The organism is Psychrosphaera sp. F3M07, from assembly GCF_018860345.1.
Taxonomy (GTDB): domain Bacteria; phylum Pseudomonadota; class Gammaproteobacteria; order Enterobacterales; family Alteromonadaceae; genus Psychrosphaera; species Psychrosphaera aquimarina.
The window spans coordinates 105677-132012 of sequence record NZ_JAHKPJ010000006.1; the positions used below are offsets into that span (position 1 = coordinate 105677).

Genomic DNA, 26336 nt, shown 5'->3' on the forward strand with positions numbered 1-26336 from the left:
AGGAATAATAAATATGAACGTTATCCTTTTAGATAAAGTTGCTAACTTAGGTTCACTAGGCGACAACGTAAACGTTAAGTCTGGTTTTGCTCGTAACTTCCTTTTCCCTCAAGGAAAAGCAGTTCCAGCAACTAAAGCTAACACTGAACAGTTTGAAGCGCGTCGCGCTGAATTAGAGAAGAAAGTTGCTGCTGAATTAGCATCTGCTGAAGCTCGTGCTGACAAAGTAACTGGTCTTGGTGAAGTGACTATCGCTTCTAAAGCTGGTGAAGAAGGCAAATTATTCGGTTCAATCGGTACTCGTGATATTGCATTAGCAATCACTGATGCTGGTGTTGAAGTTGCTAAAGCGGAAGTTAAAATGCCTGAAGGCGTTATCCGTGAAGTTGGTGAATTTGATATTGCTATCCAATTACACCCAGAAGTTACTGCAACAATTAAAATTGTAGTAATCGCTGAAGCTTAATTCATACACCGCTTGCGGTTATGAATTGATGAATAAAAACACCGTCTAAGGACGGTGTTTTTTTATGCCTAAAATCTATCAACGTAAGTAGAGGGAATTTGTCGCTTATCCCCGATTCGGTGCAAGGTAGTAAAGTAAAGTTACCTTTTGCTAGAATTATGAAAATAGCTAATTAGAGTTAATACTCGAAATATAACTGGTAAAAATATATACTACGCACCACAAAATTTGAGGTGAAAATGAAAAAGATAGCATTTGAATGGTACGCGATAATAGAAGGTTGCTTCTTGGTTGCGTTGGGCTTTTTCTTTTTGCAGTCCAGCCAGTTATTGGTCGGTGGTACTGGTGGACTAGCTGCCATATCTAACCATGTCTATGAAATAAGCTTAGGTACTTGGTTTTTCTTAATTAATTTACCTTTCTTTATGATTGCCTATAAACAAATGGGCAAGTCATTCACGTTCAAAAGTATATTTGCGATAGCGCTTGTTTCAACCTTATCCGATACGTTGTCATCATTAATTGTCATTGACACCATTCCTCTTTGGTTAGCGGCCTTCATCGGCGGTGGGTTAATGGGGATAGGACTTTTGTTGGTATTTCGACATGGTGCGTCATTAGGAGGGGTGAATATTCTGGCTCTCTATTTAGAGAAACATTATGGTATTCATACCGGTAAAGTTATTTTTGTGATTGATATGACGGTGCTTACGTTGGCATTCCAAGTGTATTCTGCACATCAAGTTCTGTATTCAGTGGTTGCTTCGTTAGTATTAACCTCAGTCATCGGCCGTTATCATAAAAAAGCGCCTATCAGTCAACAACAACCAAAACCAGACCGCCTCAAATCAAGATTCAAACGATTTAAGCTGTTATTTAAGTAATTAGCTATTTATCTCTCAATTGGGAATGATTTTCATCTCCACGTTGCGAAAAATAAAAGATAAACAAAGCCTAGGCTTGAATTAAATATAAATTTCCTGATAATCAGAACGTGTTTAATTACTTCTGAGTTTCGTTATTAAGCGAAATTTAGGTTATCAGAGTCCCAATGAATAAAATTATATGTTTATGTTTAGCGCTAACGATATTTGTTTTTTCGAGTGTAGGATTCGCGGCCAATAAATTTAATTTAAAGCCTACTAAACTGCCAGTTATCACTTTTTATACAGAAAACTTCCCTCCTGCAAACTATATGGAAAATAATGAATTAGTCGGTATTACCGTTGATTCATTAAAACTAATATGGGCCGATTTAAACTTACCCGATCAGGAAGTGACTATTGTTCCTTGGACAAGGGGTTATCGAAATGTGTTAAAACAACCCAATTCAGCCTTATTTACTATGTCTAAAATTGAAGCAAGAGAAGATCTATTTAAATGGGTAGGACCATTTTTTAAATCGGTGCATGTATTGATGGCGAAAAAAAGTTCAAACCTTAAGTTTGATAATTTTGGTGATGTGTTAAATCATAAAATTGCGACAATCCAAGGTGATATATCTGAAATTTCGTTGTTACAAATGGGCTTCCCTGATTTTAATATGGCGAAAGTACAAAATTTAGAGCGTGCATTTATTATGCTGCAATCTGGGCGTGTGGATATGATGATGGTCTCTATGCATGGATTTCAACATTTAACCGATCGATTAAACGCAGATGCAAGTAAATATGAGCAAGTTTGGCGAGTAAATCAAATTGGCAATTATTTAGCGTTTAACAAAAAAACACCGGATAAAGTGATTCAAGCCTATCAAAAGTCATTGGATAATGTGGCTAGTGAACGTACATTAATTAAGAAAAAATACAATTTACCTCAAATCGAATACTAACCTTTATGATAAATAGATTTTAAAATGAAAGCGTCTCAATTAACGGGTGTTTTTTTAGATGCAGCAACCATGGGGCAGGATATTGATCTTGAGCTGTTAAACGCCTTACCCCTAGATTGGATTTCATATCCTTACACATCTCCTAATGAAGTGCTCGAGCGCAGTAATAATGCACAGGTTATCATTACCAATAAAGTTAAATTGGATGCATCCGTTTTATCACAATTACCAGATTTAAAGTTGATATGTGTCGCGGCCACTGGCATGGATAATATTGATTTAATCGCCGCGGATGCCCATGGTGTTGTTGTTAAGAATGCAAAAAATTATGCAGGAAACTCAGTGGCACAATTAGTTATTAGTTTAATGTTAGAGCTAGTGAATAACACAAGTAAGTACAGTCAACGTGTGCAACAGGGCTATTGGAGCAAGAGTAAGTCATTTTGTTTATTGGACTTCCCGATATCTGAATTAACAAATAAAACTTTAGGTTTAATAGGTTATGGCACTTTAGCTAAATCAGTAGAGAAAATTGCTGCTGCATTTGATATGAACGTTATTATTTCTGATCATAAAGATGCCAACACAGTGAGAGAAGGCAGAGTCAGTTTTGATGAAGTGCTCAAAACCTCTGACGTCATTAGTATTCATTGTCCGTTAACAGCAAAAACAACCAACTTAATCAGTGCCGCTGAATTGAATTTAATGAAATCTAATGCGGTAATAATCAATACAGCTAGGGGGGGCATTATTAATGAGGCTGATTTAATTGAAGCCTTGCAGCAAAATAAGATATTAGGTGCAGCGGTGGATGTATTAACGGTAGAACCGCCCACTGCAGATCATTTAATGTTAAACACTCCTTTGGATAATTTAATTATCACACCACATATTGCGTGGGCAAGCGTTGAAGCCCGCCAACGATTATTACAACAAGTGTGTGACAATATCACAGAACATTTTGCTCTGTGATAACTTATAAAAGGTGACTTTTTTATTCAACGGGGTTCATAAACTGATTAATATCTTGGTGGGTTAGAGTAGGGGTTGCCCCTTGATTTTGAGCCACCATCGCACCAACCGCACAGGCAAAATCTATAGCGTATTGTGCATCATCGTTACTACATAATTGATAAATCAACGACCCTAGGAATGAATCCCCAGCCCCCACGGTATCCACAACACTGATCAAGTAGCCAGAGTTATAATAATTAACCCCTTTAATTGCTAACAGTGCGCCATGGCTACCTTTGGTTACGCATAAATAGTCGGTATTGGTTTGTTGGGAAATAAAAGCAAGGTTCTGTTCTAATGAATGGTATTTACAACCCATGGCTTTTGCGATTTCATATAACTCTTCGTCGTTGAGTTTTATAAAGTCAGCCAGTTTCATTAATTCAATTAAGCTTTCTAATGAATAATGCGGCGCACGTAAGTTAACATCAAATACTTTAAATTTAGCGACCTTAAGTAATGAATGTAAAGTTGATAAAGAAACTGGACTCCGGCCAATTAAGCTGCCAAAAACAAACACATCATCACCTTGTACTTTGTCACTTAGCTGATTGGTCAGTGTTATATTATCCCAGGCTGTATCAGATACTATCTCGTATGTAGCGCTGCCACTTTTATCAAGCGTTACTTCTACCGTACTGGTCTTTTTGTTATCGTTAATGCTGATATAATCGCAACTTAGATCTCTACTCCTAATTTCTTCTAGTAAGCCTTGTCCCAATGGATCATTTCCAACCGAGCTAAGCATGGTTGCTTTAATACCTAAAGAGTTGATACGAAAACACATATTAAGTGGTGCACCACCTAAGCGTTTACCGTTATCAAAACAATCCCATAACACTTCACCAAAACAGCTTACGCGGATCTGATCAGATGTTTTCTGGCTGATTAGAATACTCATATTTTTTTGCTCTTTTTAGATAATGTGGCTGCCATAATTTGTTTTATTTGGCTATTAGGGGCATAAAGCGCAGCGATTGCTTTTTTATACTCAGTAACAAATTCACGATCATGAGCTAAATAGCCAAATACGCTGTGTAAATTAATGAATGCTAATGGATCAACAGCGGTTTGTTGTGCTTGTTTATTAAGTTCTTGAGCCATCACATCATGGATTTCAAGTGCCTGATTTTGTTCATTTAAACCTTTATCGCTATATAGACACCAAGCGGCAATAACTAAAGCAGATAAAGACACATCTCTATTTTGCGCTAAGTTCTCATTAATACTCGATATTAAAAACTTAGGTAATTTGGCTGAGGTTTCAGAGCAGATCCTTGCTAAATTATCTTTAATATTGGGATTAGAAAAACGCTCAAGTAAAACGTCTTTATATTCTTCAAGATCAATACCTGGAAGTGATTCTAATAATGGCGTTACTTCTAAATCCATGAACGCACGTAAATATTTTGCAAATAAAGGGTCAGATACGGTTTGATCTATTGTTTGATAACCATGTATCGAACCCAATAAACCAAGAACGGAATGCCCAGCATTAAGTAAACGTATCTTCATTTTTTCATACGGTGTTACGTCAGAGACAAATTGCGCGCCGAATTGATCCCAGTTAGGGCGGCCGTTACTGAAATTGTCCTCAATGACCCACTGAGTAAATGACTCACATGTAATAGGCCAGCCATCTGACATTTGGTAAGCTTGTGTTACATAATCAATATCACTTTGTTGAGAAATAGGAGTGATACGATCAACCATGGCATTTGGAAAGGCTACGTGTTGTTCTATCCATTGGCTTAATGCTAAATCTTGTTTTTGTGCAAATGCCAGTAACATGTTACGTGTTACATGACCATTGTGTTGAATGTTGTCACAGGATTGTACGGTAAAAGCAGGAAGACCTTGTTCTTTACGCAGTTTAAGTGCTGCTGTGATATAACCAAAGGCAGTTATCGGCTGAGTTGGATTGTTTAAGTCATGAATGATATCTGGGTTATCGTAATCAAATTCTCCAGTGGCAGGGTGAAAATTATAACCACCTTCGGTGATAGTCAATGACACAATTTTAGTATCAATGTGTGCCATTTTATCAATCACAGCTTGTTTATTTTCTGGGGCAAATAAAAACTCCATCATAGAACCAATTACCGTATTTTCAATTTTCCCATTTGGATGGCGTACGGTTAAAGTATACAAATTATCTTGTTTTTGCAGTATATCCCGAAGTCCTCTATTTGCTTCAAGCAAGCCGACACCACAAATTCCCCATTGTTCATTTCCTGGCGTTTTTAATAATTCATTAATATACGCCGCTTGATGTGCGCGATGAAATCCACCGACACCAATGTGAACGATTCCAGACTTGATTTTACTTCGATCGTAAGTAGGTACGTCAACATCCGCAGGCAAGTAGGCAAGATTATGTTGATTTAACTCAGTGGTTTGAGCTGGTTTTTGTTGTGTTTGTGTCATGATGTAGCCTTACTAAAACAAATTAATTTTATGCTTGGATGTTCATTGCTTTATGTCGTCTTAACGACAAATAAGCACTGGAAAAATAGCTTAATGTGCAAATGAAGCAGGCTATTTCGAATTGTGATTTATTGATCTGGTAGACCGTCATTGAGTCGCTGAAAAACATAACTTGGCTGGCAAACCCAATAATAATTAATAATGAGGTAAACGAAATAGCGTTTAGTAATTTGCTGAGTGTTGTGCTGTCGATGATATGCTCAGGTTGGTTTTCTGCTTGTTTAGCCTGATATTCTTTTATTGCTAATAAATGCTGCTGCTCAGCAATGATCTGTTGACTGTAATCTTCATCAGCTCCGTATTTTTTAGCTAACAAGGTATAAACCACAATAGTGAAAAACCAAGTTGGAATGAATAAATAATAGAAGGACATCACATCCAAGAAATTTAAGCCAAAGCCAAATACCAGAGCCAGAGCCCAAGATGCAATTGCAGGAACACTACGAGTTATATTTTTGTACTTAACCCAATAACGAGTGAGTCCAATTTTAGGAAATAACACATGCTCAGCAAATACAATCCCACCAACCGGAACCACAAGTAAGCCTGCATAAGTTAATAGAGGTAACATTTGTGAAAATACAAAAGGAAAACAAGCAATAACAACGGTGACCATACCAACAATTGCGGTGGTGCGTTCTCTAGAGTGGTTAACAAAAATAGATTGTGCGGCTAAACCAGCACGGTATAGATTGGCATTTGCCGTCGTCCAACCTGCAATGATAATAATAACGAACCCTGTCCAGCCAAGAGCGTGATAAGCAACATCACCAGGGTCGAGTGAAGAGATTGTTGTTTTAAGCAGTACAGCAGCACCTGCTCCCATAATACCTGCAGATATCCATGCTAAGTAGTGGCCAAAAAACATGCCTACGCCAGAAAACAATCCGTAACTTTTACGTTTAGCAAATCTAAAAATAGCCATGTCGATTAAACCAAAGTGAGTAATAGAGTTGGCAGCCCACGCAAAACCGATTACTTCAAATAAGCCAATGCCTTCTTCCCCCTCAGCATTGGTACCTGTCCAAATAGAGGCGTCGCCTATGGTCATGAAATCTTGCCAACTACTGACAGTGGTAACTCCCAATACATGATTGGAAAGCTCTGGAAATAAAGCAAATGAACCGGCAATAAAAATAGCGAATAACCAAGGCGCACAAATTTTAGAAAAGTCAGCTACGGTTGAAAAACCATACATAGCAACAAGCACCACAATAGAACCAACCGCTAATACGATTAATACAAACCAAAAACTATTGGGGTACCAATTAAGTTGTGCAGGAATATCAAATAAAAACCGTACTGCAGTGGATGATACTGTGATCATCGCGGCGGATATGACACTAAAAATAACGACATTGGCCCAGTTATAAAGCTTGGTCATGGAGTTGCCCGCTATTTTATTTAAATAGTTATATAGGCTTAAACGAGTTTCTACTGCTATTGGCGTAGTCAGTAACCACCATGAACACATAGCGAGTAAGTTACCAATTAATAAGCCTAATAAAATATCGCTGGTGGCAGCGCCTAACGCCACAAATGTTGCTCCAATAACAAACTCTGTTGCGGCAACATGCTCCCCAGCATATAAACCAGCAAAGTGTTTCCAGCCATGTAGCTTATTATCTGCAACTGGCAATTGCTCTTCATTTACGTCACCAAATGATTGGTTTTGTTGACTTGTTGCCATCATATTTTCCTGTTGTTTTTTTAGTATCGACCTGCCTAATTAGCAAGTACTTTTATAGTGTGTTTTTGTATCGTAGTAATATTTGTTCTGCAGTGTGTTCGTTGGTTATTAGGGCATTAATCAGTTGACCTTTTAATGCAGCAAAAATGGCGTCTATTTTGTGATCGCCTGCGGCAATACCATAAACGGGTTTGTTAGGGTTAATAACTAAAGGCGCACTGACTATTCGTTGGGTTAAAGGTGTATCAAGCAAGATGCCGTTTTGATCAAACAACCAGCTAACAATTTCACCTTTAGCCCCTTGTGTATGGAGTAATTGATGTTCATCTTGTTCAATAAAACCATCCACAAATAAAGGCGACTTTTCATTAATATGTCCAATGCCAACAAATGTTGCATCTGCGTTAGCCACATGTTCAAAAATACTTTTTACCGGAGCTAACCCTTGAAGCAATTGTTTATCTGATACTGTTTGTGCAATGACTGGGAGAGGCATTGGAAAGTGTTTAGCATTAACTCGGTTAGCCATGCTTACTACAATGTCGAACTTGGACGCCGAACCGTCATTCATCATGTTCCCAACCAGTGAAACTAATTTATGCTGCTCGCATTGCATACTAGGTAATTCATCAATACAGGATTTAAGCGCGCGACCGGTACCAAACGCTAACGTTTTTGGCTGTTCTGACTTTAAGTAACGTTCTAAAATTTTTGCACCACTTTGTGCTAATCCATGACTGGCATTTGGATCGGCAGGATCACTTGGCGCAATCTCACACTCAACTAAGTTAAAGGTTGTTTTTAATTGTTCAGCTAATTCCATGCAACGGGTAATAGGGTGATCTAGACGTACTTTTATCAAGCCTTCACTAACAGCAAGGGCGACTAAACGTTGTGCGGACTGACGAGAAACCTGAAGTTTTTGAGCTATTTCATCTTGTGTGTTTTTAGCCACATAATATAACCAAGCGGCACGGGCTGCTTCTTCAAGTCGCTTTAGTTCTGCGTTAGATTTAATATTCATTTAGGGTCGCCTGATTTTTTAACGAAGGAAATGCCGAGAAAAATAGTTGCCAATGAGCAAGCACAGCTACATCAGGGTAGTGAGTGTGTACGTGGTTAATATTATTTTGTAAATGTTGCCCGCCACTGTAATGCAGTACTTGCATTCCCGCGCTAATAGCCGCCTGAACGCCAGCTTTACTATCTTCTATTACCAAGCAGTTTTCAGGTGTAACGCCCATTTTGTGTGCTGCATGTAAAAATAAATCAGGTGCAGGTTTGCCATTTAGCACTTCATCTCGGGTAAAAATGTTTGGTGAAAAAGAACTGTGCAATTGCACACTCTTTAACGCTTTTTCGGTACGAGAAGGGCTACTGCTGGTGGCGATGCAAAAAGGTACAGAGAGTTGACGTAATACATCTTGTATTCCATCCGTCGTTTGTAATTTAGTCTCAAATTCATTGACTAATGTTTGGCGATAGCGTGACTCAAAGTCTTGCGGTAACTGCTTAGAGAAATTGTCTTTGATATTCTGTTTAACGGTTTCAAAGCTACAACCCAAATAATGTCGTTGAACATAATTAGGATCAATATCGATACCTAAATGAGCCAGCATATCTATCAATACACTTGCACTTAGTATCTCACTGTCAATGACAACGCCATCACAATCAAATATCACCAATTCGATGTTATTCATCTGCTCCCCTGTTGCACCTTTTTAGATGCGAATATTTATTATTGGGCATTAGCCCTTTGTGTGGGCATATTCCCTTTAATGGTTCAACTTGTCAATAAAAAGAGTACGAAAAACGCACTGAATTGGTGAGGGGTAATCGAATGAAACAGAAAAATGATTAATAATCAGTATGCTTACTGGATTAATACAATTTAAAACTGAGTGTAAAAACCATAATAAACAACGAAAAAATTGCGCGGTTGGGGAACAGAAGAGTAAGTATAAAAAAACCGCCTTACGCGGTTTTAATAAAATGATGTACAGAGGTTAGTTAGAATTAAACATCTAAAACGTCAAAAGAAACTTCAATAAATGCTTTACCAAATTCAGAGTCAAATGGAATGATCAACGCCGCAGCTTCACATTTATGATTAATCGTATGACCTTTACCTGAAACAACCATAGGGGTTGCCATGTCGAAGTCATAGCCATTTTTTTCAAGAATGTTTTTTGCACCACCAGTAACCATATTGGTTATTTCACCAACCATATCGGTAACGTCAGCATCGATTGAGTCCGGTCTTTCCCCCAACATTTTTTCCATAATGGACAATGCCAAAGACTCTTCAAAAGTGATGGATAATGAGCCTTTCGTTTGTGGGCTTGCCATACCGATTAAACCTGAAACATCACCACGGGCTTGTTGTTCTCTTTTGAGTGATGGTTTACCCGGAACTAATTTAGTCATAGCCATGGTTTCAAGCACATTCATTAACGACGATAAAAATGGATTTATAAATTTTACGTTCATAGGAGGTTTTGGTTACTTATAGTTGATGGATTATTAAATTAGTTTCGGATCAGTAATAAACTTAGAACTATATTCCACCGAATTCAATGTTTAAGTGAATTTGATTATATCAGTTAAAAATTAATGGCATATAGAAATGATTAATGAATTTACCCGACTGATTTATTATTCTTATTTTGATACATTCTACGGTCAGCTTGGTTAATTAATTCTAATACATCCGTCGCTTCGTCTGGGTAAATAGAAGTGCCAATACTGACGCCTATATTAATCTTAATGCCTGAAACATCAAAAGGCTGAGAGATAGATCGGTCAATTTTTTCTTTGATAATAGAAACAACGCTGATATCTACCAAAGGTGAGACCAAAATAATAAATTCATCACCACCGTAACGCGCAATGATATCTTCACTTCGAATATGTTTTCTTAACCGTTTTGCCACTTGATAAAGCACTTTATCGCCAACGGCATGACCATGTGTATCATTAACTTGCTTAAATCCATCTAAATCACAAAACAGAAGTGCAAACTTATCCGTTGAACGGCCCGTACCTTTTGTTAATGAATCTAACTTTCGTTCTAAAAATAGTCGGTTCGGGATGTCGGTTAATGGGTCGGTATTCGCCGAGGTTGATAATATACCTTCAGCGCGTTTGAATTCAGTGACGTCTTTGGCAATGACAATTACCCCTACCACTTCACCCGTTTCACGAGAAATATGAGGAAGGTAAGACATATATAAAAAATGGGGTTCTTGTAATTTGGTTGCCGTGATCCACGTTTCAAAGTTAACGGGTTTCTTTTCTTTTACACACTTATTTAAGTACGGATTGATAACGGCTTGGTAAGTTGTTGAGTCAAAAACTTGATCTGGAGTTCGACCAATTAGCTCATCAGAAGAAAATCCATAAAAATGAGCATAACTGTTACTTACATATTGATAACGATAATTAATATCTATGTAAGCAAATAAATCTAGGCTGTATCCTAAAACTGTCGAGAATACCTCTTTGTAAAAGGCATTTTTTTCCATGTTAACACCAAGTAGCTAAATTTTGAACGATGGTTAGTCTATTGAAGTTAAAATGAAAAACAACCGTAAATGTAAATTATTCAGCTTTGATTTGGTTATTAGTTAGTAAATTTGCAAAAGAAGAGGCATTAACTTTGTTCTTTTGTTACCCACTATTTTTTTATTCGTGTATAATGCGCGCAAATTTTAATGCGGTTGAAGTTTAAAGTTAAAGCAATATATGTGGTTTAACTGGCTTGTTTCGATCGCATGGTCCCCGAAATATGAATTTGAGAGAAATTAAATGAACAAACCAGCTGATGCTGCTCACTTACGCAATATTGCTATTATTGCTCACGTTGACCACGGTAAAACAACTTTGGTTGACAAATTATTAGCACAGTCTGGAACACTAGAGACTCGTGGTGATGCCGAAGAACGTGTAATGGACTCAAATGATATTGAGAAAGAGCGTGGGATTACAATCTTAGCTAAAAACACAGCGATTGATTGGAAAGACTACCGTGTAAATATCGTAGACACTCCAGGACATGCCGACTTTGGTGGCGAAGTTGAACGTGTAATGTCAATGGTTGACTCTGTACTATTGATTGTTGATGCTCAAGAAGGCCCAATGCCGCAAACTCGCTTTGTAACACAAAAAGCATTTGCTCAAGGTCTTAAACCAATTCTAGTTATCAACAAAATTGATAAACCAGGTTCTCGTCCTGACTGGGTTATGGATCAAGTATTTGACTTGTTTGATAATCTTGGTGCAACAGATGAACAGTTAGACTTCCAAGTAGTATATGCTTCTGCATTAAACGGTTGGGCTTCTCATGAAGAAGGCGTAACTGGAACAGACATGACTCCATTGTTTGAAACTATTATTGACCAAGTACCACCTCCGGCTGCGGACATTGATGGTCCATTCCAAATGCAGATCTCTCAATTAGATTACAGCTCATACTTAGGTGTTATCGGTATTGGTCGTGTTACACGTGGTACGGTTAAACCAAACCAACAAGTAACAATCCAAACTGCTGCTGGTCCAGTTCATAACGCTAAAGTAGGTAAAGTATTTGGTTACTTAGGTCTTGACCGTTACGAAGCTGAAGGCGCACATGCTGGTGATATCATTGCGCTTACGGGTCTTGGTGAATTAAAAATCTCTGACACAGTTTGTTGTCCTACAGAAGTACAAGGTTTGCCTTTATTGTCTGTTGATGAACCAACAGTAACAATGACATTCCAAGTAAATACATCTCCTTTTGCTGGTCAAGAAGGTAAGTATGTAACGTCTCGTAACATCAAAGAGCGTTTGGAAAAAGAATTGGTTCATAATGTTGCATTACGTGTTGAGCAACTTGATGATCCAGATAAATTTAAAGTTTCAGGTCGTGGTGAATTACACTTAGGTATCCTAATTGAAAACATGCGTCGTGAAGGTTATGAGTTAGCCGTATCTCGCCCAGAAGTTATCATGCGTGAAGTAGACGGTGAGAAACAAGAACCTTATGAAACAGTAACGATTGATGTTGAAGAACAACATCAGGGTTCTATCATGGAAAAAATGGGTGTACGTAAGGCTGAACTTACTGACATGGCACCAGATGGAAAAGGCCGTATTCGTATGGACTTCATCATGCCTAGCCGTGGTTTAATTGGCTTCCAAACTGAATTTATGACGTTAACGTCTGGTTCTGGTTTGATTTATCATACATTCTACGAATATGGTCCATTTAAAGGTGGCGAAATTGGTCAACGTTTGAATGGTGTATTGATTGCCAATGCAACGGGTAAAGCGTTAACAAATGCAATCTTTAACTTACAATCACGTGGTCGTATGATGATTGGACACGCAACGGACATCTATGAAGGTCAAGTTGTTGGTATCCATAGCCGTGATAACGACTTAACCGTTAACGTACTTAAAGGTAAGCAATTAACTAACGTACGTTCATCTGGTACAGATGAAGCTCAAACACTTACTCCTCATATCGTAATGACATTGGAACAAGCGTTAGAATTCATTGATGATGACGAATTAGTAGAAGTGACGCCAGAAAGCATTCGTATCCGTAAGAAGTTCCTTACTGAAAACGAACGTAAACGTAACTCACGTCCTAAGCCTAACGATATTTAATCGATTAGATTTAGATAAAACCGAGCCTAGCTCGGTTTTTTTATGTGTGTAATATAGGTTAAAGGTAAAACGTAAGGTGAACTAAGTTGTATAAAGTAGATGAATAAAAGTAAGTTAATTGGTGTTGGGTCGAGTGCGCCAAGGATTGTATTGCATATTGCTAATCGTCCGCCATTGGATGGTTTTGAACACGATATTAATAGGCCGTTTCAGCTAGCAGAAGCGGCTGATATTATTCAAAAAACGGGAAATCATTGGCGTAAGGTGTTTTCTATATTAGCTAAAATCTCTTTTGCATTATTTGATACCCAATGTAAGACATGGCAAGAGTACCGAGATACTAAGTTATTAACAGAAGATGGATTTGAATATATCTGTTTTTCTGAGCTTAAAGATACTCGCAGTCAATTAGATTTAACTAAACACACGAGCGTTTCAATCACTTGTGGATTTAATTATGCACAAACACAGTTAGACACTTCTTCTTTGGTGTCTCATCATAATTTTGAAAAACTAAAATGGTCTGAGCAACACCACTGTTTAGTCACACCTTATTTTGATTGGCGTCAGTTGAATAATGAAATGCTGAGTATTGCCATCAATATAATTAAATCTAAGCTGTTAATTGGCGACGAACCATCACACTTAGCGTGAATTATTTGCTAAATGACAAAGTTTAAAAGCGTTTGGTGACTATAAAATGAAGACATTTTAAGTCAGTTACAGTAAAGTACAGGCAACTTAAATTGGCTTAAATTTAGCTATGCCTGATAAACGTATTGCTGCGGCAACAGAAGAAAATTTATATCGGATATTCACCATTCCTGAAGAGCCAGACTCAACTCTGTCGCGGATTGAACAAGAAGTATCTCAAAACCTAGATGGTTTTTTACGTGATCATATCGTAGCGGTTGAAAAACCCTTGTCTGAGATCGAAAAAGACTTTCTAGACTCGGCCATGCCCGAAGAACCGCAATTTGTATCTGACATTGCCGATGAATTACTGCATAAATTAGTTGCTCAGTCAGTCCATACGTCTTCGCCAAGTTTTATTGGCCACATGACTTCTGCATTACCATATTTCTTATTACCTCTGTCTAAATTGATGGTGGGATTAAACCAGAACTTGGTAAAAATAGAAACTTCCAAAGCATTTACGCCTTTAGAACGCCAAGTTATAGGAATGTTGCATCGTATTGCATACGGCAGCACCAGAGAAAATAACGACGGCTATTACGAACATTATATGCACAGTGCAAATAACTCATTAGGTGCATTTTGTTCTGGTGGTACGGTTGCCAATATCAGTGCTTTATGGATTGCACGTAATACCATGTTAGGCCCAAATGGAAATTTCAAAGGGGTAGCCAAAGAAGGTTTATACCGCGCCATGTTACATTATGGTTATGACCGTGTTGTGGTGCTCGTTTCTGAACGTGGACATTATTCGTTAAGTAAATCCGCCGATATTTTAGGAATAGGGCGACAAGATATCGTCACGGTACCTACGGATGACGATAACAAAATTCGCATAGACTTACTTGCACAAACCATTACAGAACTAAAACAGCAAAATGCCGGTATCATGGCCATTGTTGGCATTGCGGGTACCACCGAAACTGGCAGTGTCGATCCACTTACAGCTATGGCTGATTTAGCTGAGTTACACAAGATCCATTTCCATGTCGATGCCGCATGGGGCGGGGCAACATTATTATCTGAAAATCAACGCCCTAAGCTTGCTGGAATAGAAAGAGCGGACTCAATTACCATTGACGCTCATAAACAAATGTATGTGCCTATGGGCGCCGGTATGGTGTTATTTAAAGACCCGCATTCTACTGATGTTATTGAACACCACGCTGAATATATATTACGTAAAGGGTCTAAAGATTTAGGCTCACATACCCTTGAGGGCAGCCGTCCTGGTATGTCGATGTTGGTATATGCTTGTTTAAAAGTCATGGGCCGTAAAGGGTATCAAATGCTGATTGATCGCAGCATTAACACAGCTAACTACTTTGCCGAACTTATTCGTGAAGATGATGACTTTGAATTGATCACAGCACCAGAGTTATGTTTGTTAACCTACCGTTATGTGCCTAAAGTGGTTAAAGATTTTATGGCAACATGTTCCACCGATGAGAAGATTATTATTAACGATTTGTTAAATGACTTAACACGTTTTATCCAAAAGAAACAACGTGAGTCAGGTAAGTCGTTTGTATCGCGAACGCGTTTAACCCCCAAAATGTATGGTGGGCAAACCATAACTGTATTTAGAACGGTTTTAGCAAATCCATTAACGACTCATGATATTTTGAAAGATATTTTGCAGGAGCAAAGAGAAATAGCTAAGGAAAGTTGGCGAAGTCTGCCAGCTATTTTGAAAAAAGTAGTGCAACAAGGTTAATGTATAAAAGCTGGAGCCAGAATTAATCTGGCTCAGTTTAGTGTTAACAGGTAGCTATCGTTGAAAACAAAGGTTATCAATTAATCGAGCTTTACCCAGATAAGCAGCACCTAAAATAACAATATCATTGTTGTTTTCAGTCACAGGTTCCATCGTCTTGGCATCTCTAATCAGCACATAATCCGTTTTTAGTCCGGCTTCATTAATAAATTCAGTGGCTAAATTTTGTAACCCTGCAATATCAGATGAGCCATCCAATAATGCATTTTTGATCAAGTTAAGTGCTTGGTTTAATGCTGGTGCAATCAATTTTTGCTCAGTAGTTAAATAACCATTACGTGAGCTTTTAGCTAAACCCGTTTCTTCTCTGACTGTTGCAACACCGATGATATCGATTGGCATATTTAAGTCAGAAACCATGGTTTTAATTAAACGTAATTGTTGAAAATCCTTTTCACCAAAAACCGCAACATCAGGTTGGACTAAGTTAAACAGCTTTGCGACAACAGTAGATACACCACGAAAATGCCCGGGTCTTTGCGTCGCTTCGGCACATAACGTATGTTCAGTATCCGGTACTTCAACATACGTTTGTGCATCTAAACCGTTTGGGTAAACGTCGGTTGCTTTTGGATAAAACACAGCATGATTGTCAGCTGCTTTTAACTTGTCACAATCGGCTTCAAATGTGCGTGGATAAGCATCAAGATCTTCATTTTGGCCAAATTGCATTGGATTAACAAAAATCGATGTGATCACGACATCGGCGTATTTATGTGCTTCTTCAACAAGCTTAATATGTCCTTCGTGTAAGTTACCCATGGTTGGCACAAACGCTAATGACTTGCCTTGTTTCGCTAATTCTTTACGCCATAAGCGCAGATCAGAAAGTTGATTAAAGATTAACAATGTAATAACCCTTAATTAAAAGAACGAGACTCGTCAGGGAACTCACCTGACTGTACTTCAGAAACGTATAGGTCAACAGCCTCACGCATATTACCTGTTAGGGCAATATAGTTTTTTGAGAACTTAGGAATGTAACCTGAGCTGATGCCAAACATATCGTGCATAACTAAGATTTGACCGTCAGTGACGTTACCAGCCCCTATACCAATCGTTGGGATTGAAATAGCATCGGTAATGGCTTTAGCTAAATCAGTTGGCACACACTCTAAAACCAAAAGTTGCGCACCCGCAGCTTCTAACCCTTTAGCGTGTTCAATCATCTGTTGTGCTTTGTCGTTGTCACGACCTTGTACTTTAAAACCACCGAATACGTTTACCGATTGTGGCGTTAAACCTAAATGTCCACAGACTGGAATGCCATTTTGAGTCAGCTTTTTAATGGTGTCGTATAACCAATCACCGCCTTCCATTTTGATCATATTGGCACCGGCGGCCATTAATTCATGAGCATTTTCTAAGGTTTTTTCTGCGCTGTAGTAGGTCATAAACGGCATGTCGGCAATGACTAATGCGTTATCGGCGCCAGCTCTTACACAACGGGTGTGGTAAGCAATTTGTTCATTGGTCACACTTAAGGTGCTATCGGCACCGTGTAATACCATACCCATTGAATCACCAATCAATAAAACATGAACACCTTGTGCGTCAAATAATTGAGCAAAACTTGCGTCGTAAGCTGTCAGTGCCGCTATCTTTTCGCCGTTTTGTTTCATCTTCAATAACGTTGAAGTTGTGATCTTTGCCATGATAAAACCTTTGTAATAAGTCTAACGTTTAATGTTATCAGTTGTTTGAAACGAATAAGTTTTCAATTACGACTGTTAGTGAGTCGATAATAACGGAGTCATGCCGTTTAATGGAATGTTTTTAGTCAATGACTCAACAATAGTGCCACAAGGCAGAACTAAATCGGGCGTGATATCTAATAATGGATAAATTACAAACTCGCGTTGCTGTAAACCGTAATGAGGTACAACGAGCTGTTCATCATTAATTTGATGTTGGCCATATAACAATATATCTAAGTCTAAAGTGCGTGGGCCCCAGTGTTCGCCTACGCGGGTTCTACCGTGTTTGTCTTCTATGGCACAAGTGTGACTAAACAATTGATGAGGCGTTAATTCAGTTCGAATTAACGCAACCGCATTAATATAATCTGGTTGATCAGCAGGCCCCATTGGTTTGCTGCTGTATATTTTAGATACCCCAACTAGCTCAGAGTGAGGTAATACCGTTAATTCATTAATGGCTAATTTTATGGTCTCTAATGGCGATTTTAAATTCGCACCTAAACCAACATAAACTAATTCAGTCATGTCAAACGTCCTTAGTTTTTGCCTTTCGGTTTATCGTATTGACGAGGTCTGCGCTTTTTCTTAGGGTAAGGCGAACTTGAAGACTTTGATTTAAACTCAGGTTTGCCATGGTTTGGGTTCGTGTAGGCGTGTTTTTTGCCTTCGGCCGACTGTTGATAATCAGTCCACCACTGCGCTAACTGGGTTAACTCCCCACCTTCAACTTCAGCTCGTAATAACAAGAAGTCATAAGCGGCTCTAAATCTAGGGTTTTCGACTAACACCGAAGGACGTTTACCTGTGGTTTTTGTTAATCTGTGTTGGAAAGTCCATATCTCACGAACAGCTGTGGTAAAGCGTTTCGGAATGGCAATAGTTTGTACAGCACGTTGTAAAATGTCGTTGGTCGCGACTTGGAAAGCATCATAAGGATGTAAACCACCTTCCAATTCTAATGACGTGGCAAGCGCTTCCAATGGATACCAAAACATAGCTGCTAAAATATAGGCAGGCGATACCGATTTGCCCGAGTTGATACGTGTATCTGTGTTACCAAACATAATTGACAATAAACGTTCTTCTTTATCGTCAGGGTTACCTGTTAATTCTTGATCCACAGCAGGGAAGAAATAACGGAATAAACCATATTCTCTTAATGATTGATAATTGACTTGTGCTTTACCAGCTAACATTAGTTTTAAAGATTCATCAAACAAACGCGCAGGTGGGATATTCTTTAATAAATGAGCCAGTTCAAATATAGGGGCTTCGGTACGTTCCGCTATCTGCATTCTCAATTTATTAGAAAAACGTACAGCGCGTAACATTCTCACTGGGTCTTCACGATAACGAGTTTCTGGATCGCCTATTAGGTCAATTAAGCCTTTATCTATGTCGGCCATGCCGTTGGCAAAGTCATAAATGGAGAAGTCTTTGATGTCGTAATATAACGCGTTGATGGTAAAGTCACGACGCTCAGCATCTTCATTCATTGAACCAAAAACATTGTCACGTAATAATTGACCTTCGTCACTTTGACGAGAGATTTTTTTAGCTAAGTCTTCTTTGCTAACATTTTCTTCTGATTCAACTTCTACTTCATGATGACCACGGAAAGTCGCCACTTCGATAATTTCACGACCAAACATAATATGGGCTAAACGGAAACGTCGGCCAATCAAACGGCAGTTATTAAAACAACGCTTAACTTGTTCTGGAGTTGCATTGGTCACTACATCAAAATCTTTAGGTTCTAAGCCTAATAAAATATCGCGGATACACCCACCGACTAAGTAAGCGTCATAACCGTTGTCTTTTAATCGATACAAAACTTTGAGAGCGCTTGGGCTGATGTCTTTTCTAGAAACCGGGTGTTCGCTACGTGGAATTGTCGTGGCGCCTTCTATCACTTTAGGAACTCTAGCGACATATTGTTTGGTCGGTGCCGTTGACGTATTTGGATTAATTGCTGGTGATGGAGTGTCACTTTTACTAAACCAAGAAATTACTTTTTTAAAAACCACTAAGAGATTTATCCAATTTTGTTGTTTGAAGTTCGAAACATGCAGCGAAAGCTGCGAATGCGGCGCATTTTACAGCAAATACCAATAAATATAAATAAGTTAACTGCGAATCAAACACCTTTAATTTTTAATTATTAAAGCTACACTATATTTACTCAGTAAAAGCGAGATAAATTCAAGCGATTACAAGTAGTTAATCTCGGCAAATTCGCAATGTATAACAATAAAAAAGAGAGATAAAAATGTTGGATTTAATGAATGTAAACGGGTGGGCAATATTAGTGAGCAGCGTAGTGGCATTTGTCATTGGTGGTGTTTGGTATAACCCTAAAGTCTTTGGACAAAGCTGGATGGATGAGCATGGCCATACTTTAGATTCGCTAGGTAACCCTGTTAAAGCGATGGGGCTGACTTTTATAACATCTACAATTACCGCTTGGGTGATTGCGGTTATTGCTTCAGGTTTAGGTGTGGATACATTAATGGAAGGTGTCCAGTTAGGTTTGTTGTTAGGTGTAGGAGTTATGTTGGCAACTCGTTATTCGGATGGATTGTATAATAACCAAAGTACGAAGTTGGCACTTATTGAAGGTGGTTACCGCGCAATTTATACCTTAGTGGTTTGTATTATTATTGCAGTGTGGTGATGTCTGTACCACCCTAGATTGATGAAATAAATTGTCGATTAAATTAAGATATCTAATTGAGTTGGGATATGTTTTATATCCCAATTTTTTATCGCCCATTCAATGATTTCAGTCACTGAGCTTGAACTTAACCAAGTTGCATTCTCAGTGGGCAAGCCTAAACAAGTTAATGCTTTTATTAATTCAGGAATGGGATCGTCGCAGTTTAGTGCGGGAGCATGGTTTTGTTTACTTAGTTTTTTACCATCTTCACTGACTATCAAAGGAAGATGTAAATAGCTAGGAGGCGTAACTCCAAATAAATTAAACAAGTTTATTTGCCTTGGGGTTAACTCCATAATATCTGCACCACGTACAACTTCCGTAATGCCTTGATCAATATCATCAATCACAACCACCAGTTGATACGCAAATAATCCACCAGTACGTTTTATAATGTAATCTTCATTTACAAGATGTTTATCTACCTCGATATGACCTTGCAACAAATCTTCAAATTGACCATGTTCAAAGTGTTGTTTTAATCGAACAGCATGTTGGTCAAATTCATGGTTTTTATCGCGGCATTGACCAAGATAAATGCCACCTAATTTTTTAATGCCTTTGCGTGTGCAGTGGCAAGTGTATAGATGGTTGTGTTGTTTTAACTGATCAAATATGTGCTGGTAGCGTTCTTGCCGAGAAGATTGAACCAAACATTGGCGATATTGTTGTTCGCTTGTTGTATTTGGATCTTGATCCCAAAATAAGCCAAAACGTTGCAAGCCATCTAAGATGGTATCAACAGAGCCTGGGACTTCTCTTGGTTTGTCTATATCTTCTATGCGAACAAACCAAAGGCCATTTTGCGATTTAGCTTGTAAATAACTGCCAAGAGCCGCCACGAGAGAACCAAAATGTAATGGTCCTGATGGGGATGGCGCAAAACGCCCACGATATTGAGTATTAGATTGTTGAAATTGGTGTTGCAGTTGAAATGATGATTTCACAAAAGAAAAAGGGTTAAGGCTTATGCCTTAACCACCTAATTGTTTCTCTTTAATTTCAGACAATGTTTTGCAATCGATACATTGATCAGCGGTTGGACGAGCTTCCAAACGACGAATACCAATCTCGATGCCACATGTCTTACAAAAACCAAAATCACCACTCTTTATTAGAGTTAGTGTTTTTTCAATTTTCTTAATTAATTTACGTTCACGGTCACGGGTACGTAATTCTAATGCAAATTCTTCTTCTTGCGAGGCACGATCAACCGGATCTGGGAAGTTTGCCGCTTCGTCTTGCATATGAGACATAGTACGATCAACTTCTTCACGTAATTGATTACGCCAAGCTTCTAAAATCTTTCTAAAATGATCGTACTGTTCATCTGACATGTACTCTTCATTTTTTGACTCAACATACGGCTCAACGCCTGCGAGGGCTAGCAATCCTAATGATTTTTTATCTGCCATGCGTTGTTTTCTCCTGATAATTCAACTGGTTAGCGCGTTATAGTATTTTTATCCAGCAACCAGTGGCGTTACTGCTTTAAAAAACGGCGCTATCTATAGCAAAAATTAGCGCCTACCGCAATTTATTTATCTAAAATGGCCAAAATAAATATTAATTAAGACCACTGAAATTCACTCGTTTTGGTGGCAACAATTCCATCTAAATCGATATGTGTATGTAATACGATAATTTCTAACCCGTCAGTATGAGCTCGTTTTAGTTCATCAGCGTATTTAGGATCAATATGATCAGCCACTGTCATTGACTTAATGCCAGTATGTTGCACCAAAAACACCAATACGGCTCGATGGCCTTGTTGGATCATTTCTGCTAATTCTCGGATGTGTTTTTGTCCCCGAGTCGTCACCGCATCTGGAAATGCCCCTAACCCTGTTTGTTCATCTAACAACAAAGTTGTAGATTTTACTTCTATAAAACAGTTAGGTTTTGCATCGCCCCTAAGATCATTATCCGTGAGCAATATGTCAATTCGACTATTTTCATTACCGTACTTTACTTCTGTTGCCAGCTTTGCGTAATTGGTGACCGTTGGCAATAAACCATTATTGATAGCTTCAACGACAACGTTATTGGCTTTAATCGTGTTAATGCCAATAAAGTGACCTAATTGATTTTGTGCTAACTCAAAAGTGTTAGGGTATTTTCGTTTAGGGTTATCACTGGTACTAAAATAAACGTTGAAACCAGGCTCAGCACAACCTGTCATCGCCCCGGTATTGGGGCAATGAATGGTGATCTCTTCACCTGAGGTCGTGGTGACGTCGGCCAAGAAACGTTTATAGCGTTTAATTAATTTTCCTTGGGATAATGCAGAGTTATGTTGCATAACTTAGTTTATTAATCCTTAGATTTATTGGGTTTCAAATGAAGTAATCCTGCCACAATTAAGCCGCCTATGATGCCATAAAGACCATCTAATATGACGCTTGTTATGCCAAGCAATAAACCACTTGTCGCAGGGATTATGCTTAATAAGAAAGTGGAGGCGTGGTGTAACCATTCTATATTGTGGGTTAACATGCCGCCGCCAACTAAGAACATAGCCACCAAACCAATCCAGCTCAGGCTTTGCATTAATCTTGGCGCGAATACCAGTAAACCAGCGCCCAGTTTGTTTAAAATTTTGTTGAAAACATTGGTGGGTTTAAGCGATTGCCAGAATAAACCAACATCATCCAGCTTAACAATGACAGCAACTAAGCCATAAACCCCAATAGTCATAGCAATGGCGATGACAGACAGCACCATAATTTGTTCGTTAAGCGGAACATTGGCTATGGTGCCAAGGGCGATAATGATAATTTCGGCTGATAACACAAAGTCTGTTTTTATCGCACCTTTAATTTTGTCTTTTTCATATTGCACCATATCTAAGTCTGGCTGGGATAATGCAGACAATAACTTTTCTTGTTGTTTATTTTTTGATTTTCGATTGGCGGCCATTTCTAGGATTTTTTCAGCGCCTTCGAAAGATAAATATAAACCACCTAAAATTAGCAAAGGGACAATTAACCAGTTAGCAAAAAAGCTAATTAATAATGCCGCGGGAACAAGAATAAACTTATTGATAAAAGAGCCTTTTGCTACCGCCCATACTACTGGTAACTCTCTGCTTGCGGAAACCCCCGAAACTTTTTCAGCGTTAACGGCTAAATCATCACCAAGTACGCCTGCAGTTTTTTTTGCAGCAACTTTTGTCATTGCCGCAACGTCATCTAAGATCAGAGCGATGTCATCAAATAAGGCAAAAAAGCTAGCGCCAGCCATAGGTATTTTCCTTCATAAGAACGATTAAAAAATTTGATTAAAATTGTAAAACGATTTAATTAATGAGATGTATTCAATAACTATATTAATGATAAAACAAGGAATAAACTGACTAATTAGAATTAATTTTCTATTATGAACCCATTATCCTATCTCCAATTATTTTAACTATGAGAGTAACCCATGTCAGATATCCTAAACGTAACCGTTTCTAAACAAGCTGCACCTGCCCAATGGGGGACAAATACGGCAATTAGTATGAATGCTGATGGTCATGTCATTCATATCACTCACACTGATTACAAGTCGCAATTAAGCACTATTCAAGCATCAGCTCGTAAAATTCAGTCTATGGGCGTAAATGCGGTTGCACTCGCAGAAACGTGGGATATTGAACAACAATGGAGTTTTTACCTAGGTTTTGTGACCGCAAAAGGTGGTCAAACTGTTGTATGGGCAGAAGGCGATACTAAAGAATTAGATAACAGAAAACTGACTTATGACTGGTCTAAAAAAGTAACGAACTTATCTCCACAAGATATGTACCCCTTGGCGTTAGCTAATAGTGCAATCAACCTGATCACTGAATTAGCACCAGATTGCGTAACACATGAAATTGTCATGGGTGATGATTTGTTAGAAGCTGGATGGGTAGGACTTCACTCTGTAGGTCGTGCCAGTATTCACCCTCCTGTGATGTTAACGTTAGATTATAACCCAAGCAAAGATCCACAAGCGCCAATTTCAACAGCTTTGGTGGGTAAAGGGATTACGTTTGACAGTGGTGGTTATTCAATTAAAGCCTCAGAAGGCATGTTAACCATGAAGTGTGATATGGGTGGTGCTGCAACAGTGACTGCAGCGCTGGCGTTAGCCATTTCTCGTGGTCTTAATAAACGCGTTAAGTTAATTCTGTGTTGTGCAGAAAACTTAATTGGTGGCAATGCTTATAAACTGGGTGACATCTTAACCTACAAAAATGGTACAACTGTTGAGATAGTGAATACTGATGCCGAAGGGCGTATTGTATTAGCCGACGGTTTGTTACATGCCGGAGAGCTTAAAGCCGAACGTGTAATCGATGCCGCGACATTAACAGGGGCAGCCATGATGGCTGTAGGCAGTGAATACAATGCAGTATTTGGCTTAGACAAACCATTCGTTTCACAAGGATTACATGCCGCTGAATTAGAGTTTGAAGGCGCATGGGCATTGCCTTTAGAGAAATTTCATCAGCAATCATGTCCATCCGCTTATGCTGATACTGCCAACAGTCGTCCACAAAAAGGTGGTGGCATGGGGGGCGCATCTAATGCAGCAGGTTTCTTATCAAGATTTGTCGCTAATGAAGGTCAAAATTGGTTACACTTTGATTTAGCTGGTGCCTTTGTTGCAAGTGGAACAGACAAATACGCGCCAGGTGCAACAGGCCTTGGTGTTCGTACGATTGCTAGAATATTGTTAGACGATTAATACAAATTAATAACTAATAACACCCAACAAAAAACCGCTATCTAGGCGGTTTTTTGTTGGTTACTTTATATGCAGGCACGATACTATGATCCAGTTATCGGGCGTTTTTATTCGAATGATCCGGTTGGATATACTGCTAAAAACCCTGTGATGTCCTTTAACCGTTATTTATACGTTAATAATAATCCGTACAAGTATACTGATCCTAGTGGTGAATTTTTATTTATATTATTTGTTCCACTTGCGGAATATACAGCCTCATTTATAGCAGCAGATTTAGTTCTCGCAACAGGTTATATTGCAGCTAATACTGCGTATACGAATCTTCAGGAACAAGCAATGGAACAACAAGATAAAGCTCTAAATGATAAGGCCCTCGCTGACTCAGGTGATTATAAAGCTGCTTTTAGTTCGTCTAGTGGAACTGATGCGTCTTATCAGGAGTTAGCAGAATCCGTGGGAACAACCGCAGAGGTAGTAGCGAAAGCAATACCCGGTAATACAACAAGTGGTTCTATTCCGACTAAAAAAGTAGACGCTAAGATTACGGCAGCTAATGGAGTTAAAGATGAGATTAATGAAAACTTTAGGGAGGAAAAGTTTTGAGTAAAATAACATTTAAGAATATATTTGGCGGAGTTTTATTATTAATAGTTATCCCATTAATATTTTTTGCAATATTTAAAACTAACAGTTTTTATTTTCACTTAAATAAAGTCATAAATGGTAATTCAATTAGTGTTGCCGGATATAATTATACTTTATCGAAGAACTTTGCAATTATGAATGTAAATGAGGATGAATATTACCTTCAAGACAAAGAGCTTGGAGCCATTCAAGGTAATGTATTTATTTATGATGCACGTATTTTTTTGAATAATGCAGGGTTAGACGTCAGTAGTTTAAAAAGTAATTGCCAACTTTTTGAAATAAAAGATGATCATCCTTTGTATAGTATTGATAAAGCAACATATCTAATAGTAGATAAGAGATTAACTTTAGTTATTTATTCTAAACCGGAAGAACGCATTTACAATTATTATTGTAAAGAGGTTTTTGAGCCTAAAGTATTGTAGTTATTTATTTTGAACTTCAATTAGCCCAGTAGATTACTGGGCTTTTTTTATTACTTATTTATGATGAAACACAGAGTAAATATTAGAGACATCCGTCTTTAATTTACTAAGTGTTTTTTTGACTACATGAAATTAGCTATACTGGTAACTAACTGTTTATATTGGATTTTTAAATAAATTGCAGTGGATCGCAATTACGATTACTTTATATGCAGGCACGATACTATGATCCAATCATAGGTCGTTTTTATTCGAATGATCCAGTTGGTTGGACGGCTTCTAGTCCCGTTCATTCTTTTGGTAGATACACATACGTAAATAACAACCCATATAGATACACCGATCCAAATGGTAAATATCCTGAAAGTTGGTCTGAAGTTGGAAACCTAATGATAGAGGATCAATGGGGTCAGAGTCGTTGATTTTAGTTTGACGATTATTACGCCCCATATTTTACAGAAGCCCAGTTTTTAACTGGGCTTTTTTGTGACTACCTGTGTCTCGTCCTGAAATGT

27 protein-coding genes are annotated in these 26336 nt (G+C 38.3%); 12 read left to right on the forward strand and 15 right to left on the reverse strand.

What is annotated here, in order from left to right:
• The first annotated feature begins 13 nt into the window (after positions 1–13).
• The 4 genes from rplI (at position 14) to KO505_RS03210 (ending at position 3269) form a co-directional block, all read left to right on the forward strand.
• Positions 14–466 carry a 50S ribosomal protein L9 gene (gene rplI, locus KO505_RS03195; protein ID WP_216053999.1) on the forward strand — a complete coding sequence of 151 codons (453 nt, stop codon included), beginning with the start codon at positions 14–16 and terminating at the stop codon, positions 464–466.
• Positions 467–705: 239 nt separating this feature from the next.
• A complete protein-coding gene (locus KO505_RS03200) occupies positions 706–1350 on the forward strand; it encodes a YitT family protein (protein WP_216054000.1) in 645 nt (214 codons plus the stop codon).
• 167 nt (positions 1351–1517) lie between these two features.
• Positions 1518–2297: an ABC transporter substrate-binding protein gene (locus tag KO505_RS03205; protein WP_216054001.1), complete on the forward strand. Its 780-nt coding sequence runs from the start codon at positions 1518–1520 to the stop codon at positions 2295–2297.
• A gap of 24 nt (positions 2298–2321) precedes the next feature.
• Positions 2322–3269, forward strand: coding sequence for a D-2-hydroxyacid dehydrogenase (locus tag KO505_RS03210; protein WP_216054002.1), 948 nt, complete (start codon positions 2322–2324; stop codon positions 3267–3269).
• Positions 3270–3291: 22 nt separating this feature from the next.
• Here the strand turns inward: KO505_RS03210 and KO505_RS03215 are convergent, their stop codons facing one another.
• From KO505_RS03215 to KO505_RS03245, 7 genes are all read right to left on the reverse strand, one after another.
• Complete coding sequence (locus KO505_RS03215; RefSeq protein WP_216054003.1) at positions 3292–4212, reverse strand: carbohydrate kinase; 921 nt, start codon at positions 4210–4212, stop codon at positions 3292–3294.
• The gene (locus KO505_RS03220; protein ID WP_216054004.1) at positions 4209–5738 is read right to left on the reverse strand and encodes a mannitol dehydrogenase family protein; all 1530 of its coding nucleotides are present in this window, start codon (positions 5736–5738) and stop codon (positions 4209–4211) included. The genes KO505_RS03215 and KO505_RS03220 overlap by 4 nt, the downstream gene beginning before the upstream one ends.
• Before the next feature lie 28 nt (positions 5739–5766).
• Positions 5767–7488 carry a cytosine permease gene (locus KO505_RS03225; RefSeq protein WP_216054005.1) on the reverse strand — a complete coding sequence of 574 codons (1722 nt, stop codon included), beginning with the start codon at positions 7486–7488 and terminating at the stop codon, positions 5767–5769.
• A gap of 52 nt (positions 7489–7540) precedes the next feature.
• Complete coding sequence (locus KO505_RS03230; RefSeq protein ID WP_216054006.1) at positions 7541–8512, reverse strand: sugar-binding transcriptional regulator; 972 nt, start codon at positions 8510–8512, stop codon at positions 7541–7543.
• On the reverse strand, positions 8502–9191 hold the full coding sequence (locus KO505_RS03235) for an HAD family phosphatase (protein WP_216054007.1): 690 nt from the start codon (positions 9189–9191) through the stop codon (positions 8502–8504). Before KO505_RS03235 ends, KO505_RS03230 begins: the two co-directional genes overlap by 11 nt.
• Before the next feature lie 316 nt (positions 9192–9507).
• On the reverse strand, positions 9508–9981 hold the full coding sequence (locus KO505_RS03240) for a chemotaxis protein CheX (protein WP_216054008.1): 474 nt from the start codon (positions 9979–9981) through the stop codon (positions 9508–9510).
• A 149-nt stretch (positions 9982–10130) separates the two neighbouring features.
• The gene (locus KO505_RS03245) at positions 10131–11015 is read right to left on the reverse strand and encodes a GGDEF domain-containing protein (protein ID WP_216054009.1); all 885 of its coding nucleotides are present in this window, start codon (positions 11013–11015) and stop codon (positions 10131–10133) included.
• A 283-nt stretch (positions 11016–11298) separates the two neighbouring features.
• On the opposite strand from KO505_RS03245, the gene typA reads away from it, so the two are divergent.
• From typA to panP, 3 genes are all read left to right on the forward strand, one after another.
• The gene (gene typA / locus KO505_RS03250; protein ID WP_216054010.1) at positions 11299–13140 is read left to right on the forward strand and encodes a translational GTPase TypA; all 1842 of its coding nucleotides are present in this window, start codon (positions 11299–11301) and stop codon (positions 13138–13140) included.
• A 99-nt stretch (positions 13141–13239) separates the two neighbouring features.
• A complete protein-coding gene (locus tag KO505_RS03255; RefSeq protein WP_216054011.1) occupies positions 13240–13794 on the forward strand; it encodes a hypothetical protein in 555 nt (184 codons plus the stop codon).
• A 109-nt stretch (positions 13795–13903) separates the two neighbouring features.
• The gene (gene panP, locus KO505_RS03260) at positions 13904–15553 is read left to right on the forward strand and encodes a pyridoxal-dependent aspartate 1-decarboxylase PanP (RefSeq protein WP_216054012.1); all 1650 of its coding nucleotides are present in this window, start codon (positions 13904–13906) and stop codon (positions 15551–15553) included.
• 54 nt (positions 15554–15607) lie between these two features.
• On the opposite strand, the gene panC is transcribed toward panP, so the two are convergent.
• The 4 genes from panC to pcnB form a co-directional block, all read right to left on the reverse strand.
• Positions 15608–16462, reverse strand: a complete 855-nt coding sequence (gene panC, locus KO505_RS03265; protein ID WP_216054013.1) for a pantoate--beta-alanine ligase — start codon at positions 16460–16462, stop codon at positions 15608–15610.
• Between the two features lie 11 nt (positions 16463–16473).
• Positions 16474–17268, reverse strand: a complete 795-nt coding sequence (panB, locus tag KO505_RS03270) for a 3-methyl-2-oxobutanoate hydroxymethyltransferase (RefSeq protein ID WP_216054014.1) — start codon at positions 17266–17268, stop codon at positions 16474–16476.
• A 75-nt stretch (positions 17269–17343) separates the two neighbouring features.
• Positions 17344–17838 carry a 2-amino-4-hydroxy-6-hydroxymethyldihydropteridine diphosphokinase gene (gene folK / locus KO505_RS03275; protein ID WP_216054015.1) on the reverse strand — a complete coding sequence of 165 codons (495 nt, stop codon included), beginning with the start codon at positions 17836–17838 and terminating at the stop codon, positions 17344–17346.
• Between the two features lie 11 nt (positions 17839–17849).
• Entirely contained in the window at positions 17850–19340 is a 1491-nt protein-coding gene (pcnB, locus tag KO505_RS03280) for a polynucleotide adenylyltransferase PcnB (RefSeq protein WP_371819942.1), read from the reverse strand.
• Positions 19341–19582: 242 nt separating this feature from the next.
• Here pcnB and KO505_RS03285 point away from each other — a divergent pair, with 242 nt between their 5' ends.
• Positions 19583–19987, forward strand: a complete 405-nt coding sequence (locus KO505_RS03285) for a DUF1761 domain-containing protein (protein WP_216054016.1) — start codon at positions 19583–19585, stop codon at positions 19985–19987.
• 38 nt (positions 19988–20025) lie between these two features.
• Here the strand turns inward: KO505_RS03285 and gluQRS are convergent, their stop codons facing one another.
• From gluQRS to KO505_RS03305, 4 genes are all read right to left on the reverse strand, one after another.
• The gene (gene gluQRS / locus KO505_RS03290; RefSeq protein WP_371819943.1) at positions 20026–20976 is read right to left on the reverse strand and encodes a tRNA glutamyl-Q(34) synthetase GluQRS; all 951 of its coding nucleotides are present in this window, start codon (positions 20974–20976) and stop codon (positions 20026–20028) included.
• 27 nt (positions 20977–21003) lie between these two features.
• Positions 21004–21444 carry an RNA polymerase-binding protein DksA gene (gene dksA / locus KO505_RS03295; RefSeq protein WP_216054017.1) on the reverse strand — a complete coding sequence of 147 codons (441 nt, stop codon included), beginning with the start codon at positions 21442–21444 and terminating at the stop codon, positions 21004–21006.
• Positions 21445–21599: 155 nt separating this feature from the next.
• The gene (gene sfsA / locus KO505_RS03300; RefSeq protein ID WP_216054018.1) at positions 21600–22331 is read right to left on the reverse strand and encodes a DNA/RNA nuclease SfsA; all 732 of its coding nucleotides are present in this window, start codon (positions 22329–22331) and stop codon (positions 21600–21602) included.
• An 11-nt stretch (positions 22332–22342) separates the two neighbouring features.
• Positions 22343–23272 (reverse strand): DUF808 domain-containing protein, encoded by a 930-nt coding sequence (locus KO505_RS03305; RefSeq protein ID WP_216054019.1) that lies wholly within the window; start codon positions 23270–23272, stop codon positions 22343–22345.
• Between the two features lie 183 nt (positions 23273–23455).
• On the opposite strand from KO505_RS03305, the gene pepB reads away from it, so the two are divergent.
• The 4 genes from pepB (at position 23456) to KO505_RS03325 (ending at position 26243) form a co-directional block, all read left to right on the forward strand.
• Entirely contained in the window at positions 23456–24745 is a 1290-nt protein-coding gene (gene pepB / locus KO505_RS03310) for an aminopeptidase PepB (RefSeq protein ID WP_216054020.1), read from the forward strand.
• A gap of 69 nt (positions 24746–24814) precedes the next feature.
• Complete coding sequence (locus KO505_RS17320) at positions 24815–25351, forward strand: RHS repeat-associated core domain-containing protein (protein ID WP_252731620.1); 537 nt, start codon at positions 24815–24817, stop codon at positions 25349–25351.
• Positions 25348–25821: a hypothetical protein gene (locus KO505_RS03320; protein ID WP_216054021.1), complete on the forward strand. Its 474-nt coding sequence runs from the start codon at positions 25348–25350 to the stop codon at positions 25819–25821. The genes KO505_RS17320 and KO505_RS03320 overlap by 4 nt, the downstream gene beginning before the upstream one ends.
• 173 nt (positions 25822–25994) lie before the next feature.
• Positions 25995–26243 (forward strand): RHS repeat-associated core domain-containing protein, encoded by a 249-nt coding sequence (locus KO505_RS03325; RefSeq protein ID WP_371819945.1) that lies wholly within the window; start codon positions 25995–25997, stop codon positions 26241–26243.
• Positions 26244–26336: the final 93 nt, after the last annotated feature.

Coding starts and splice junctions, on each gene's coding strand:
- KO505_RS03215 (WP_216054003.1), bottom strand. CDS start 4,212: ATGAGTATTCTAATCAGCCAGAAAACATCTGATCAGATCCGCGTAAGC.
- dksA (WP_216054017.1), bottom strand. CDS start 21,444: ATGGCAGATAAAAAATCATTAGGATTGCTAGCCCTCGCAGGCGTTGAG.
- KO505_RS03235 (WP_216054007.1), bottom strand. CDS start 9,191: ATGAATAACATCGAATTGGTGATATTTGATTGTGATGGCGTTGTCATT.
- rplI (WP_216053999.1), top strand. CDS start 14: ATGAACGTTATCCTTTTAGATAAAGTTGCTAACTTAGGTTCACTAGGC.
- KO505_RS17320 (WP_252731620.1), top strand. CDS start 24,815: ATGCAGGCACGATACTATGATCCAGTTATCGGGCGTTTTTATTCGAAT.
- sfsA (WP_216054018.1), bottom strand. CDS start 22,331: ATGCAACATAACTCTGCATTATCCCAAGGAAAATTAATTAAACGCTAT.
- KO505_RS03210 (WP_216054002.1), top strand. CDS start 2,322: ATGAAAGCGTCTCAATTAACGGGTGTTTTTTTAGATGCAGCAACCATG.
- KO505_RS03220 (WP_216054004.1), bottom strand. CDS start 5,738: ATGACACAAACACAACAAAAACCAGCTCAAACCACTGAGTTAAATCAA.
- folK (WP_216054015.1), bottom strand. CDS start 17,838: ATGACTGAATTAGTTTATGTTGGTTTAGGTGCGAATTTAAAATCGCCA.
- panP (WP_216054012.1), top strand. CDS start 13,904: ATGCCTGATAAACGTATTGCTGCGGCAACAGAAGAAAATTTATATCGG.
- KO505_RS03225 (WP_216054005.1), bottom strand. CDS start 7,488: ATGGCAACAAGTCAACAAAACCAATCATTTGGTGACGTAAATGAAGAG.
- KO505_RS03305 (WP_216054019.1), bottom strand. CDS start 23,272: ATGGCTGGCGCTAGCTTTTTTGCCTTATTTGATGACATCGCTCTGATC.
- KO505_RS03240 (WP_216054008.1), bottom strand. CDS start 9,981: ATGAACGTAAAATTTATAAATCCATTTTTATCGTCGTTAATGAATGTG.
- KO505_RS03255 (WP_216054011.1), top strand. CDS start 13,240: ATGAATAAAAGTAAGTTAATTGGTGTTGGGTCGAGTGCGCCAAGGATT.
- KO505_RS03205 (WP_216054001.1), top strand. CDS start 1,518: ATGAATAAAATTATATGTTTATGTTTAGCGCTAACGATATTTGTTTTT.
- KO505_RS03230 (WP_216054006.1), bottom strand. CDS start 8,512: ATGAATATTAAATCTAACGCAGAACTAAAGCGACTTGAAGAAGCAGCC.
- typA (WP_216054010.1), top strand. CDS start 11,299: ATGAACAAACCAGCTGATGCTGCTCACTTACGCAATATTGCTATTATT.
- panB (WP_216054014.1), bottom strand. CDS start 17,268: ATGGCAAAGATCACAACTTCAACGTTATTGAAGATGAAACAAAACGGC.
- KO505_RS03245 (WP_216054009.1), bottom strand. CDS start 11,015: ATGGAAAAAAATGCCTTTTACAAAGAGGTATTCTCGACAGTTTTAGGA.
- KO505_RS03200 (WP_216054000.1), top strand. CDS start 706: ATGAAAAAGATAGCATTTGAATGGTACGCGATAATAGAAGGTTGCTTC.
- KO505_RS03285 (WP_216054016.1), top strand. CDS start 19,583: ATGTTGGATTTAATGAATGTAAACGGGTGGGCAATATTAGTGAGCAGC.
- pepB (WP_216054020.1), top strand. CDS start 23,456: ATGTCAGATATCCTAAACGTAACCGTTTCTAAACAAGCTGCACCTGCC.